Source organism: Amycolatopsis sp. lyj-108, assembly GCF_046549005.1.
Lineage (GTDB): Bacteria > Actinomycetota > Actinomycetes > Mycobacteriales > Pseudonocardiaceae > Amycolatopsis.
Genome location: NZ_JAJPWQ010000016.1, coordinates 229,574 through 242,523, shown reverse-complemented (window position 1 = coordinate 242,523; position 12,950 = coordinate 229,574). Strand labels below are relative to the sequence as shown.

14 protein-coding genes are annotated in these 12,950 nt (G+C 69.3%); 6 read left to right on the top strand and 8 right to left on the bottom strand.

What is annotated here, in order from left to right:
- Positions 1-4: 4 nt before the first annotated feature.
- On the bottom strand, positions 5-664 hold the full coding sequence (locus tag ACLJO0_RS41155; RefSeq protein ID WP_410585327.1) for an ATP-binding cassette domain-containing protein: 660 nt from the start codon (positions 662-664) through the stop codon (positions 5-7).
- Positions 661-1,176 (bottom strand): lipoprotein ABC transporter ATP-binding protein, encoded by a 516-nt coding sequence (locus ACLJO0_RS41150; RefSeq protein WP_233611861.1) that lies wholly within the window; start codon positions 1,174-1,176, stop codon positions 661-663. Before ACLJO0_RS41150 ends, ACLJO0_RS41155 begins: the two co-directional genes overlap by 4 nt.
- A gap of 77 nt (positions 1,177-1,253) precedes the next feature.
- On the opposite strand from ACLJO0_RS41150, the gene ACLJO0_RS41145 reads away from it, so the two are divergent.
- Complete coding sequence (locus ACLJO0_RS41145; RefSeq protein WP_410585326.1) at positions 1,254-2,591, top strand: sensor histidine kinase; 1,338 nt, start codon at positions 1,254-1,256, stop codon at positions 2,589-2,591.
- A gap of 225 nt (positions 2,592-2,816) precedes the next feature.
- Entirely contained in the window at positions 2,817-3,452 is a 636-nt protein-coding gene (locus ACLJO0_RS41140) for a TetR/AcrR family transcriptional regulator (protein ID WP_125797157.1), read from the top strand.
- A gap of 101 nt (positions 3,453-3,553) precedes the next feature.
- Here ACLJO0_RS41140 and ACLJO0_RS41135 read toward each other — a convergent pair whose 3' ends face one another.
- Positions 3,554-4,291 (bottom strand): TetR/AcrR family transcriptional regulator, encoded by a 738-nt coding sequence (locus ACLJO0_RS41135; protein WP_410585325.1) that lies wholly within the window; start codon positions 4,289-4,291, stop codon positions 3,554-3,556.
- A 60-nt stretch (positions 4,292-4,351) separates the two neighbouring features.
- On the opposite strand from ACLJO0_RS41135, the gene ACLJO0_RS41130 reads away from it, so the two are divergent.
- Positions 4,352-5,221: an alpha/beta fold hydrolase gene (locus ACLJO0_RS41130; protein WP_410585324.1), complete on the top strand. Its 870-nt coding sequence runs from the start codon at positions 4,352-4,354 to the stop codon at positions 5,219-5,221.
- Between the two features lie 218 nt (positions 5,222-5,439).
- Positions 5,440-5,922 (top strand): hypothetical protein, encoded by a 483-nt coding sequence (locus ACLJO0_RS41125; RefSeq protein ID WP_410585323.1) that lies wholly within the window; start codon positions 5,440-5,442, stop codon positions 5,920-5,922.
- Here the strand turns inward: ACLJO0_RS41125 and ACLJO0_RS41120 are convergent.
- The gene (locus ACLJO0_RS41120) at positions 5,871-7,361 is read right to left on the bottom strand and encodes a carotenoid oxygenase family protein (protein ID WP_410585322.1); all 1,491 of its coding nucleotides are present in this window, start codon (positions 7,359-7,361) and stop codon (positions 5,871-5,873) included. The genes ACLJO0_RS41125 and ACLJO0_RS41120 overlap by 52 nt on opposite strands.
- A 129-nt stretch (positions 7,362-7,490) precedes the next feature.
- On the opposite strand from ACLJO0_RS41120, the gene ACLJO0_RS41115 reads away from it, so the two are divergent.
- Together ACLJO0_RS41115 and ACLJO0_RS41110 are read left to right on the top strand one after the other, a co-directional pair.
- Positions 7,491-8,456, top strand: a complete 966-nt coding sequence (locus tag ACLJO0_RS41115; RefSeq protein ID WP_125797152.1) for a winged helix-turn-helix transcriptional regulator — start codon at positions 7,491-7,493, stop codon at positions 8,454-8,456.
- 74 nt (positions 8,457-8,530) lie between these two features.
- Positions 8,531-8,719 carry a DUF5302 domain-containing protein gene (locus ACLJO0_RS41110; protein ID WP_076164687.1) on the top strand — a complete coding sequence of 63 codons (189 nt, stop codon included), beginning with the start codon at positions 8,531-8,533 and terminating at the stop codon, positions 8,717-8,719.
- 209 nt (positions 8,720-8,928) lie between these two features.
- Here the strand turns inward: ACLJO0_RS41110 and ACLJO0_RS41105 are convergent, their stop codons facing one another.
- From ACLJO0_RS41105 to ACLJO0_RS41090, 4 genes are all read right to left on the bottom strand, one after another.
- Positions 8,929-9,999: a Glu/Leu/Phe/Val family dehydrogenase gene (locus tag ACLJO0_RS41105; protein WP_410585321.1), complete on the bottom strand. Its 1,071-nt coding sequence runs from the start codon at positions 9,997-9,999 to the stop codon at positions 8,929-8,931.
- Positions 10,000-10,158: 159 nt separating this feature from the next.
- Positions 10,159-11,352, bottom strand: coding sequence for a kynureninase (locus ACLJO0_RS41100; protein WP_410585320.1), 1,194 nt, complete (start codon positions 11,350-11,352; stop codon positions 10,159-10,161).
- Positions 11,349-12,131 (bottom strand): tryptophan 2,3-dioxygenase, encoded by a 783-nt coding sequence (locus ACLJO0_RS41095; protein WP_125797149.1) that lies wholly within the window; start codon positions 12,129-12,131, stop codon positions 11,349-11,351. Before ACLJO0_RS41095 ends, ACLJO0_RS41100 begins: the two co-directional genes overlap by 4 nt.
- The gene (locus ACLJO0_RS41090; RefSeq protein ID WP_410585319.1) at positions 12,128-12,949 is read right to left on the bottom strand and encodes a PaaX family transcriptional regulator C-terminal domain-containing protein; all 822 of its coding nucleotides are present in this window, start codon (positions 12,947-12,949) and stop codon (positions 12,128-12,130) included. Before ACLJO0_RS41090 ends, ACLJO0_RS41095 begins: the two co-directional genes overlap by 4 nt.
- Between the last annotated feature and the right edge of the window lies 1 nt (position 12,950).

The window sequence follows — 12,950 nt, the reverse complement described above, 5'->3', positions numbered from 1 at the left end:
GCCATCATCGGTCCCGCACCAGCTTCCCGTCGACCATCGCCCACTGTTCGCCGAACAGCCCGGCCGGGGCCGGTTCGGCGGTGGCCACCAGCAGTCCGGCGGCCAGCCGGTCCGCGGCCTGCACGAGCCTGCCGAGGAGTCGCTCCCCCGCGCGCTGGTCCAGCCAGCCCGCCGGGTCGTCGGCGAGGATGAGTTTCGGCGCGGGTGCGAGCGCCCTGGCCAGGATGGCGAGCCGGATCTGCTCACCGGTCAGGTCACGAGGCGCCTTCTTGGCGAAACCGGCGAGGCCCACGAGCTCCAGCGCGCCGTCGACGGCGTCGCGGACCGCGGTGCCGGTGCGGCCGGCGAGGACCAGCGGCAGGGCGACGTTGAGCCGGACGTCGAGATCGCGCAGCAGCCCGCCGTCCTGCAGCACCAGCCCGATCAGGTCGGGCCCCGGCGGCGACGGCTCGAACGCGGGCCACTCGATGGTGCCCGCCGTCGGCTTCTTCATCCCGGCGAGCAGGTGCAGCAGCGTGGTCTTCCCGGCACCGGCCCTGCCGGTCACGACCGCGCGGGTCTCCGCGCCGATCACGCAGGTGACGCCATGTACGGCGACCACCGCGGTCAGGCCGGAACCATAGGTGTGCGCCAGCTCGTCGGTGCGGACCAGTGGCGGCCTCACGCCACTCTCACGATCCGGTGCGCGGCCGCCGCGATCTGGTGGTCACGGGTCGCCACGACGACGGCCGTCCCGCGGGCCGCCACGGCGCACAGCAGATCCATGAGTTCGAGCGCGGCGAGCCCGTCGAGTTCTCCGGCCGGTTCGTCGGCGACCACGATCTCGGGTGCCCCGGCCAGCGCGACGGCGACTCCGGCCCGCGCCCCTTCCAGCGGCGACAGCGTGTCCGGATAGGTGTCGCCGCGGCCGGCGAGTCCGACCAGTTCGAGCAGGTCGCCGGCATCGCGCAGAGAGCGGCGGCCGGCGAGCCTTCCCGCCAGCACCACGTTCTGCCCGACGGTGAGATGACCGAAGAGGTTCCCGCGTCTGAGCAGCACTCCGACACCGGGAGAACCGGCGGGGGCGTCGCCACTTCCGGCGGGCAGCACGGCCACACACTCGCCCGGGACGGCGAACCGGACGAGGGGGACGGATCCGGGCCCCGGGCCTGCCATGACGGCGGCACGTCGGCGCATGGCCCCAAGGTAAAGCGAACGGGGTCAACATCGCCTTGAACTCAGGTCAACGGACGGCAAAATATCGCGTCGGGTGGGTGATCCTCTCCCTCTTCGGCCACACTCTGTCCGTGCGCCGCCGGATCGTCACCCTCACCGTGCTGGCCGCGGTGCTGGCGATCACCCTCTTCGGGGCGCCGCTGGCCATCGCGGTCGCGAGGTTCCACAAGGGCAACTCGACTCACGACCTCGAGCGGGTCGCCGACACGGTCGTGCTCGACGTGACCGGCGATCTCGCCAACGGCCGGGTCCCGGAGCTCCGGCCGATCAAACCGGACAAGGACCGCATCCGCGGGATCAGGGTCGCGGTCTACACCCCGACCGGCAGGCTCCTGGCCGGTAACGGCCCGGCCAGCGAAGACCGATACGTTCGCGAAGCGCACTACACCGACATGGCGACCGGGACCCGCGAAGACGAGGTCGTCCTGGCCGTCCCGGTGCTCAGCGGGCAGTCGCTGGTCGGCGTGGTCCGCGCCGCCCACCCCCGGTCCGAACTGGACGCCCAGGTCCGGCTGACCTGGATCAAGATGATCGTGCTCGCCGGGCTCGCGATCGGGGCGAGCTGGCTGATCGGGCGCCGGATCGCCACCCGGCTGGCGCGGCCGCTGGAGGATCTGGCCGCGACCGCCGAGCGCCTCGGCGAGGGCGACTTCACCGTCCGCGCCCGCCGGACGGGGATCCGCGAGATCGATCAGGTCGCCGAAGCGCTCGACGTCACGTCCGAGCGGATCGGCGAGACACTCGAACGCGAGCGGACCTTCTCCTCCGACGCCTCCCACCAGCTGCGGACGCCGTTGACCGGGCTGCGGCTGCAACTGGAGGCGGCGCTGGAGAGCCCCGACCGCGACCCCTACGCGACGATCCGCGACGGCATCGCGTCGGCCGACCGGCTGGAACGCACCATCGACGACCTGCTTGCGCTGGCCAAACAGACCAGGGCGCCGCGTGCGCTGCTCGACCTCGGCAAACTTTTCGAAGAGGTCCGCCAGACCTGGCATGGTCTGCTCGCCGGACGCGGCCGCGCGCTGCGGATCAGCGGACGCGAGGCCCTGCCGGCGCGGGCGGCGGACGCGGCCGTACGGCAGGTGCTCGCCGTGCTGCTGGACAACGCGGCGACGCACGGACGCGGCACGGTCACCGTCCTCGCCCGAGACGCCGGGGACGCACTGGCCATCGACGTGAGCGACGAGGGCACGATCGCGGACGGTCACGATCCGTTCGTGACCGGGGAACGATCCGAAGAGCGCGAAGGCCACGGGATCGGGCTGCGGCTGGCGCGGAGCCTCGCCGAGGCGGAAGGCGGGCGGCTGCGGCTGACCAGTCCGTCGCCGGCGACGTTCACGCTGCTCCTGCCCGCGGAACGCCCGTCGCGATAAGAAGGCCCGGGCCTGGCGAGCTAGGGGGGGTTACTCGCCAGGCCGGGCCGGTAGGAGGCAAACGCGCCCCGACAGCGCGCACGGCATGCCACCTGAATGAAGACGGTAAAGACCAGCGGGCCAACAGACGGTACACGCCGGATTAACTGACACTTTGCTTTTGAATGTCACAGCAATAAGGCCGTTGTCCGGCCGCGCTGAATCGATCGTGGGAAGATTGACCGCATGACCACCGAGCCGGCGCCGAGATGGCGGAGACTGGAACCGGACGAACGCAAGGAACAGATCTTCGCCTGCGCGGCCCGCCTTTTCGCGGACCGTCCCTACTCGGAAGTGTCCACTTCGGACATCGCGGCGGCGGCCGGGGTCGCCAGGGGGTTGATCAACCATTACTTCGGCACCAAACGCGAGCTGTACCTGGAGATCATCCGCCGCGCGCTGACCGTGCCGAGGCTCGCCGTCGACATCCTGCCGGAGGGCCCGCTCGAACTGCGCGCCGACGTCGCCATCGACTGGTTCCTGGACATGGTCACCAGTCAGGAGAAGATGTGGCTGGCCGCGATCGCGCCGGAGGGCATCGGCCGGGACCTCGAGGTCGAACGGATCCTCGAAGAGGCCGATCGCGAATCGGCCGACCGGGTGCTCGAAGCCGTCGGCCTCTCCCGCGAAAGTGAACACGGGCAGGAACTGAACGCGCTGGTCCGCGCGTTCGGCGGGATGGTCAAGGCGGCGGGCCGCGAATGGCTCGTCCGCGGTTCGCTCAACCGCGCGCAGGTGCACACACTGCTCAGCAAGTCACTGGTCACGCTGGTCGGCGAGGTCTTCCCCGAGATCCAGCGCGCCGCCCCGCGGCACGGGTAGGCGCTAAAGAAGCCCCCGGCACCTCGAGGGGGAGGTTGGTGCCAGGGGCTTCGGGACCGGTGACGAGCACCGGTATTCCTCCACACTACGCCGATTCGCTGTCACGGCTCTGTCAAACTTCCGAGAGCGTTCAACTGGGTGAGCCGATGTTCGAGCCCATCAAGACAGCGCTGCACGGCGTAACCGTAGAGCCGCTCGTAGTAACCCGCCGCCAGATCGGGATCCGCGACCAGCGCCGAAATCGACTCGCCCAGCGCCGCCATGCCCGGCAGATCGTCGCGGGTGCGGTACGCCGCGTAACCCTCGGACCGGTCGAGCTGGAGCGCCATCGCGCTCTCGCGGTCGTCCTCCATCGCGACGAACTGGCAGGCGGTGGCGAGCAGCAGGTTGTAGGCGAACGGCGCCTCGGCGCCGAAGCCCGCCGCGAGCAGACGGCCGATGCCGGCGTTCATGGTCGGCACGGCGGCGGCGACCGACGGCCCGAACAGGGCCAGCCGCCGCGCCGAACCGGGATAGCGGCGCAACACTTTCCGCACGGTCGGCAGGAACTCGTCGAACCAGTCCCGCCACGCCCACGTCTCATCGGGCAAGGTCAGTTCGCCGACCACCCGGTCCAGCACCGCGACGACGACGGTGTCGCGGTCGCCCACGTGGTGGTAGACCACCGCGGGGTAGGCGTCGACGGCGGCCGCGAGCTGCCGCAGCGTCCAGTTCTCCAGGCCGGACTCGGCCGAAAGCTCCAGTGCCGCGTCGACGATGCGGTCCTTGGTGACCGCCTGCCGTCCGGAAGCCGCGCGCGACCTCGGCCGGGAACCCGCGTCTTCGGAGAAAGTCGGCATGCGGGCTACCGTATCCGTCCTCGCCTGGTCCGATGGTGGGGGTTCCGGCAGGATCGTGGCATGCCCCGCGCGCGTGTGAACGGTCTCGAACTCGAGTACGACACCTTCGGCTCCCCCGCGGATCCGCCACTCGTCCTGGTGATGGGTCTCGGCGCCCAGATGGTGACGTGGGAAGCCGGCTTCTGCGAACTGCTCGCCGAGGGCGGGTTCCACGTCGTCCGGTTCGACAACCGCGACATCGGCCTCTCGTCCTATCTCGACGATCTCCCCGCGCCGGATCTGGCCGCGCTCGCCGCGGGCGACCTGACCTCCGCGCCGTACCTGCTGTCCGATCTCGCCGCCGACGTCACCGGGCTGTTCGACGCGCTCGGCTTCGGGCGGGCGCACGTCGTCGGCGCCTCGATGGGCGGGATGATCGTGCAGCAGCTCGCGATCGACGCACCGGAACGGCTGCTGAGCCTCACCTCGATCATGTCGACCACCGGGGATCCCTCGGTCGGGCATCCGGAGCCCGCCGCGCTCGCCGGGCTGACGCGCCCGCCGGCCGCTACCCGGGAACAGGCGATCGAGGACGGCGTCGAATGGTTCAAACTCGTGGGCTCGCCCGGGCACCCGTCCGACGACGAATTCCTGCGGATGAAGGCAGCCCGCAACTATGACCGGGCCAATCACCCCGCGGGCGCGTTGCGGCAGGCGGCCGCCGTCGTCGCTTCGGGTGACCGCACGGCGAAGCTGCGCGAGGTCCACGTCCCGACGCTCGTCATCCACGGCGAGAGCGACCCGCTGATCAACGTCAGCGGCGGGAAGGCGACCTCGGAAGCGATCCCGGACGCCGAACTGCTGCTGTTCCCCGGAATGGGACACGAACTGCCGCGGCAGTTGTGGCCCGCGATCGCCGACGCGATCATCGCGCACGCGCGGAAGGCTTGAGGGGTAAGGCAAAGGTGGCGTGGTCGGTGCCGGGGTCGTGAGTGGCGTTTCGGGTTCTAACCCGAATCGCCACTCACGAGGGCTTGCCCCAGACCAGGGCCACCGGCCTCACGACACCTTTGACCTTCTCCTCACTATGGCGTCAAGAATCCCGGCCGACGCGTAGGGAACCCGTTCACGCGGACGGCACGTCCGGTGACGCGGAGTTGACTGGGCGGATGAGGAAAACCGAGTGCTTCGGCTTCCCGTTCGGTTGTGTCTCCGTCGTCGTCGCGGCGTCGGTGGCCGGACTACTCGGTTCCGCGCGACATCACGCCTTTTCCTTGGTGGCCTTGGGTTTCGTCGTGCTCGTCACCGGCGCCGTGACCAGTCGCGCGGCGGCGGCCGGGACGGCGCTGATCGCCTGGAGTGTCCATTCGGGATTCGTCGTCGGCACGATGGGCGAGCTTCAATTCACCACCGAGACCGGTGTCGCCGCGATCGTGTTCGCCGCCGCGACCGCGATCGGCGCGCTCGCCGGGGCGGTGCGGCGTGCCGTGCGAAAGGCCGTGTCCGAGTCGCCCCACCCCCTGGAAGGGGCGACTCGGACACGGCTTCCCGGCGTGCGCGCACCTGCCCACTCCCCTCCGGTGGGCGGATGCGAAGGGGATCATCGGCTACCGGAAGGTTCCAGCTGGTCCGCCCGGACCCAGGTCGCGTGAAAACCGAGCGGGACACGCTGGGGCAAAAGGACCCTGGCCACGGGTCCGGCAGCGAGATCGGCGGCGTCGAAGACGTCCAGTTCCGAGCGCCCCTCGCGCTCGTCCTGGACGAAGGTCACCAGATAGCCGTCAGCGGAATCGGCGGCCGCGCCGTCGCGGGGTGCGAACGGCGCCTCACTGCCCCACCGGCCCGGACCGAAGCGATATTCGGTCTTGGCGCCGGCACGATTGTCGTAGCACACCAGGCCGTCGAACTTGAGCGTCGAATCCGGCGAGATGTGCACCGCGTAGGAAAAGCGATTCCGGCCGCCGACCACCCTCGAGTCGACGGACGGAAACTCGGTGTTGTCGTCGTCGAGCTGGTCCTCCAGGCACCGCCCGGTCCGCAGGTTGAACCGGTAGCGGTGCGGTGAGGCGTCCAGCCGCAGGTACGACAGCATCTTGGCGAGCGGGGTGCGTGCGTCGGCCGCCGGGGCGGCCAATTGGTCATGCGGCCGCTGGACGCGGCAGACGTCGAGGACGATTTCCTCGCCCTGCTCCCAGGCGTTCACGACGTGGTAGATGTAGCACGGGCTGGCTTCGAACCAGCGGATCTGGCTACCGTTACCGTAGCGAGGCAGAACCCCGAACCGGCTCGGCAGCGACCGGTCGAACACCAGCTTGTGACGGCCGTTGCGCGCCGCCTCCATGTCCTGCACCAGCGGCAAGTCCATCAGGATCGCGTAGTTCTCGGTGATCGCCATGTCGTGCGGCAGGCGCGGACCGGGGAGTTCGATCTCGGTCGTGCTCGCGACCCTGCCGTCGGCGCTGATCACGCCGTAGCGCAGGTACGGCGGCCGCGGCCCGTAGTCGAACCAGAACATCTCGCCGGTGCGCTCGTCGACCTTCGGATGCGCCATCATGTCGCCGACCAGCGTGCCGAGGAAGTCCTCCGCGCCCAGCGTCTCCAGCGACAACGGGTCGACCGCGTACGGCTCGCCGCACATGTACCAGGTGGAGAGCACCTTGCCGCGATGGAAGATCAGGTCGGTGTTGGCGCTGTCCTTGACGTTCAGGCCGTGCGAGTTGCCGAACGGGTTGCCCTTGGGCGACTCCATGACGCCCTTCCAGAGCGCCTTACCCGCTTCGGATTCGGCCTCGAACGCCTTGGTGCGGATCCAGCGGTTGCGGTAGCGGGCCTTGCCGTTCTCCAGGTGGACGGCGTGGATCATGCCGTCGCCGTCGAACCAGTGGTAACGGCCCTCCGGCGCGAATCGCGGATTGGGGCCGTTGCGCAGGTACACACCGTTCAGGTCCGCGGGGATCTTGCCGATGACCTCGAGATCACTCGCGTCGAGCTCTTCGCCGACCGGGGCGTAGACGCCCAGCAGGTACGGGTTGACCTCGGGTTCTCCGGCGGCGGCTGCCACCAGGACCGGCTGCTCGGAGGTACTGGTCATCGGTTCTCCCCGGCTGGTTCGCGTTGACCGATTGCCGAGACACTATGATTTCTGTAGTCAGCTGTCAATAGACTTCTGCTGCTGTAGTCAGTAGTACGCTGACAGCGACATCACCGGAGAGGCACGTACGTGACAGAGGCGACGGCGCACCGCGTCCGGCCGGCGGGCGATCCGTTGCGCCGGGCGCTCGAACTGCTCGGCGACCAGTGGACCTTGCTGATCCTGCAGAGCCTCTTCCTGCGCTTCCGCCGGTACGAGGAACTCCGGCTGCGGCTCGGCATCTCCCCCACCGCGTTGTCCGGGCGGCTGCGCGAAATGGTCGACGGCGGCATGCTCGTCCGCACGCCGTACCGGGACGCGCGCCGCACCCGGCACGAGTACCGGCTCACCGAACGCGGCCTCGCGCTGTGGCCGCTGCTGATCTCGATCTGGGCGTGGGAACGGGAATGGGTCGAGGGACGGCGTGCCGTACTGCCGACGCTGATCCACCTCGACTGCGAACTGCCCACTTCGGCGCCGCTCGGCTGCGCCTCCTGCGAACGCCGGGTCGACGCCCGCGACGTCCGCGCGCGACGGCTCGACGACACCGGCGTCGTCGAAGCGACGGCGACGAAACGCTTCCGCCGCAAGGACGCCGAGTCTCTCGCGGGCGATCCGCTGATGTTCTTCCCCGACACCATGGAACTCCTCGGCGACCGGTGGTCGACCGGGCTCGTGGTGAGCGCGCTGCTCGGGGCACGGCACTTCTCGGAGTTCGAACGCGAACTCGGCATCGGCCCGAGCGTGCTTTCGGGACGGCTGTCGAAACTCGTGGACGTCGGCGTGCTGCGGACCGGCACCGCGAAGACCCGCACCGACGCGCACGACTACCGGTTGACGGCGAAAGGGCTCGCGTTCTTCCCCGCACTGGCGTTCATCGCCGAGTGGTCGCGGGGCTTCGAGGTGCCGGGCCAGGAACCGGACATCACGCTGGAGCACGTGGACTGCGGCAACCGGCTGAAGCCGATCCTGCTGTGCGACCACTGCTGGCGGCCGCTGCTGCGCGACCGGGTCCGGTTCGGCGGCCCGGTCCGGCTGCCCACGCCGCCCAGGTGACGTAAATCGACTCGCCAATCCGGATGGTTCCTGACAGGGTGAGAACGTCACATGTCGTCACCTCGGAGGTAGTAATGACTGAACCGGCACCGTCCCCAGCGGATGGCGAAGAGGACGACACCAAGCGCAAGTTCCGCGAGGCCCTGGAGCGCAAGCAGGCCCAGGCCCGTTCGGGCTCGGCACACGAGAACGCCGGCGGCAAGAACCTGCACGCCCACGGCCCGGCCGCGAACAAGCGCACCTTCCGTCGCAAGAGCGGCTGAGTTCCCGCGCCTCTGGACGCACCTGACGCGAAAGCCACTTTCGGGACACCTGGTGTCCCGAAAGTGGCTTTCGCCGCTTCCGATCCTTCGGCCCTGTGCGGCGCACCGGCCCTCTCCGGGCACCCCTGCGGCCAAGTCCCCAGTGCCATGAAAGGTCCTTTCCTTGCAAATTTTGCAAGGAAAGGACCTTTCATGGCGTTTCCAGCGAGCTACACCGTCAGGATCGACCGCAGTCCGCCGACCTCGGCCATCCGGCGCTCGGCCAGCCGGTCGGCCGCCGTCGACGGCGGGACCCCGTCGGCCTTGGCCAGCGCGAACACCGCCTTCGTGGTGTCGAAGATGGCGGTCGTCTTGCGCTTGGCCCGCGCGAAGTCGAAGCCGTGCCGCTCGTCGTCGACCTGGATCACGCCACCGGCGTTGACCAGGTAGTCCGGCGCGAAGAGGATGCCGCGGTCGTCGAGTTGCTTGCCGATGCCCGGGTGCGCGAGCTGGTTGTTGGCCGCGCCGCAGACGATCTTGCTGCGCAGCAGCCCGACCGTCTCGTCGTTGAGCACGCCGCCCAGCGCGCACGGCGCGAAGACGTCGAGTTCGGTGCGGATCAGCGTGTCGAGGTCTTCGACGACCTCGACCCCGGGGTACGCCGCGCGGGTGCGTTCGATCGCCGCGGGCGACACGTCGGTGATGACCACCTGCGCGCCCGCCTCGATCAGGTGCCCGACCAGGATGTGCCCGACCTTGCCGACCCCGGCGACGCCGACCTTGCGGCCCGCGAGGTCCGGAACGCCCCAGACGGCGTCCGCGGAGGCGCGCATGCCCTGGTAGGTGCCGAAGGCGGTGAGCACCGAGGAGTCGCCGGCGCCGCCGTTCTCCGGCGAGCGGCCCGTGACGAACTCCGATTCGCGGGCGACGATGTCCATGTCCTGCACGTAGGTGCCGACGTCGCAGGCGGTGATGTAGCGGCCGCCCAGCGACTGGACGAACCGGCCGAAGGCGCGAAGCAGCGCTTCGGTCTTGTGTTTTTGGGGATCGCCGATGATGACGGCCTTGCCGCCGCCGAGGTCGAGCCCGGCGAGCGCGTTCTTGTAGGCCATTCCCTTCGACAGCGCGAGGACGTCCGCGAGCGCGGCTTCCTCGGACTCGTAGGGGTAGAACCGGGTTCCGCCGAGCGACGGACCCAGCGCCGTCGAGTAGATCCCGATGATGGCCTTCAGGCCGGTGGCCTGGTCTTGGCAGAAGACGACCTGTTCATGGCCGGTACCCTGGCCGAACACTTCGGTCACTGTGGTGACTCCTTGTCCTGGAGTGCACGCGGCTTGTGGCTCACGTGCGAAGTTCCTGCAACAAGGCACAGTCCCCGACGAAGGTCGTCCGGCGGCGACGGTGCCACATCGCAAACCTAGATCGCCCCGGTCCGTTCGCCAAACCGGGGCAGAGCCGTCTCAGCCGTTGACGACCTCTCGGAGGACGTGGAGCGCGGAGTCGAGCTGGCGATCGGACAGGTACGGCGCCGGTCCGAACCTCAGGTACGGGCCGCGGCTGTCGGTCCGGACGCCGCGTCCGGCGAGGGCGGTCTGCAGCGCACTCGCGTCGGCGCACTTCAGTGACAGGAAACCGCCGATCCGGTCCAGCGGTGTCTCGCGGTCACGCGTGATGACCTTTTCGGGCAACCTGAGCTTGTCGAAGCCCTCGGCGAGGAAACCGACCTGGTGCCGCGAGACCTCCCGCAGGAACTCCGGCGTGAGCCCCTGCTCGGCGAAGAACCGGAAGACGCGAGCACCCCGGTAGTGGCTCGTCGGGTCATAGGTCGCTCCGGCGAACCTGTCCGATCCGTAGGCGTAGGCGACCTGGCCGGGACGGCGCTCGTCCGCGAGCGCGCCGAATTCGGCGTACCAGCCGGTGACGACCGGCCGCAGTTCCTGCGCGTGCGCGGGCATCCGCAGGAAGCAGTTGCCCTCACCGAGCTGGAGGTACTTGTAGCCGCCGCCGAGGACCCAGGCGTTGGTGAGCCCGAGGTCGTGCAGCGAGAACGGGACGACGCCGAGCGCGTGGTAGGCGTCGACGACGAGGTTCACCGACTTCGAAAGGCAGACGTCGGCGAGATGCGCGAGGCCCGGCACGAGCCGGGAGGTCTCGAACAGCACGGCCGAGACGAGCACGGCGGCGGTGTCTTCGGTGACCTCGGCCGCGACGCGTTCGGCCAGCGTGTTGACCGGCGTCGACGGGACGCGGACGACCTCGACGCCTTCCTCGGCCAGCCGTGCCAGCTGACGGCGCAGCGTGTGGAACTCCCCGTCGGTGGTGACCAGGCGCGGACGGCGTGGGAGATCCATCGCCGAAAGGAACCGGATCACCAGATCGTGGGTGCTGGCGCCGAGCGCGATGGCGCCGTGCGGGTCACCGAGCAGTGCCCGGAACCCGGCCCGCATCTCGTCGGCCTTCGCGAAGGCCCGGTCCCACTTCGTGTCGACCTCTTCGGCCGCGTCGGCGAAGGCATCGAGAAGGCCCTCCCGCGCGACGTCGGGCCAGGCCTGATGCGAGTGCCCGGTCAACAGGATCCGGTCCGCCACGCCGAATTCCGTGTAGTGCGCCGCGAGCGCGTTGGGGTCGCGGCGGAGTTCGTCGAGGTTCGTCAAAGCCTGCTCCGCACCGCCCAGAGGTCCGGGAACATCGGGGAGAAAAGCGTCGAACGCAGGTAGTGCGCGCCCGACGAACCCCCCGTCCCGGTCTTGTCTCCGATGGTCCGCTCGACCATCTTCACGTGCCGATACCGCCACTCCTGCATCCCTTCGTCCAGATCGACCAGGTGCTCCGCCACGACGGACGGCCCGGTGTCATCGCGGTAGACCCGCAACAGAACCTCTTGGAGCGCCGGAGAGGGTTCGAGTGGCTTGGTGACATCGCGCCCGGTCGGGACGTCGTACTCCTTCACCGCGAGGTAGGTGACGAAGGAATCGAAGAGCGACGGCCGTGACATCGCGTCGGAGATCTGGGCGCGCTGTTCACCACCTTCGGGGTAATGCGCGAACACCCGCTCGTCCCGGCGGCCGAGAACGGCCTCCAGAACGCGGAATTGAGCCGACTGGAACCCGCTCGAAGCGTCGAGTCGCGCACGGAAACTGGTGAACTGGCTCGGAGTCATTGTCTCGAGCACATCTATCTGCGCGACCACCACCTTGAAGATAGTCAGGATTCGCCGCAGTGTGCGGACGGAGTGAGCGGTATTACCCGCCTCGAGCTGCTCCTGCAGGTAAAGCGCCTCGTGGAGAACTTGTTTGAACCAAAGTTCATACACTTGGTGGATAACGATGAAGAGCAACTCGTCGTGTTCGTCGGAGCGGGGATGCTGCGCGTCCAGCAATTCGTCCAGCGAAAGGTAGGACGTGTAACTCAATGCGGCCTGAGTGTCGTTCATTTTTCTGTCACCTCATCGAAATGGCGTTGCGCGGCCGGGGCCAGTGCCTGGTAAAGATCGTGGAACAGTTCGACCGCGGCCGCCCGGCTCGGCGGAGCGGGTACCAGCTCGACCGGGAGTTCCGGATCGAGCGACGGGAAGGCGCGGAAGGTGTGCGTCAGCCAGGTCCGGACGGCGAACGCCTCCGCGTCGGGCAGGTCACCCGGGTACCCGCCGAAATCCCGGACGAACGCGTCGTATCGCGCGGCGAGGCCGTCGAGGTTCCACGCCCGGCCGGCGAACCGCCGGACGTCGAGGCCCGCCGACGGTTTCCCGAGCATCAGCCCGGCGTACTCGGAGACGTCCAGTTCCGCCAGCAGGGCGAGCACCTCGGCCTCGCGGTCGTGCGGAGCGATCCAGGTGCCGTCCTGCACCGGCCCGAAACCGAGGAAGCGCAGACGGCGCACCAGCCGTTCCCGGGCTTGGCGGCGGCTTTCGGGGATGCTCTGCCACAGCACGGTCCACTCCCCGACCTCGCGTTCGCGCCTGCCGAGGGAGAAGATCCGGCGGTCGCCGTCCTCCAGGAGCGCGATCGTGCGGCGGGTCAGCGAGTAGTGGGTGAGCCTGCCGGCCTTGTGTCTCGCGAGCAGGTCGCGGCGGGCGAGCCTGGCCAGCGCGATCCGCGCGGCGCCGTCGGAGAAGCCGAGCCCGGCGAGCACGGCGACCAGGCCGCCGGACCAGACACGACGGCTCTCGCGCGGCGACACGTAGGTGCCGAGCAGCGTCATCACCAGTTCCTGGGGGCCTGGCTCGCCGTGCGGTGTGGCCGATTCGGGCATG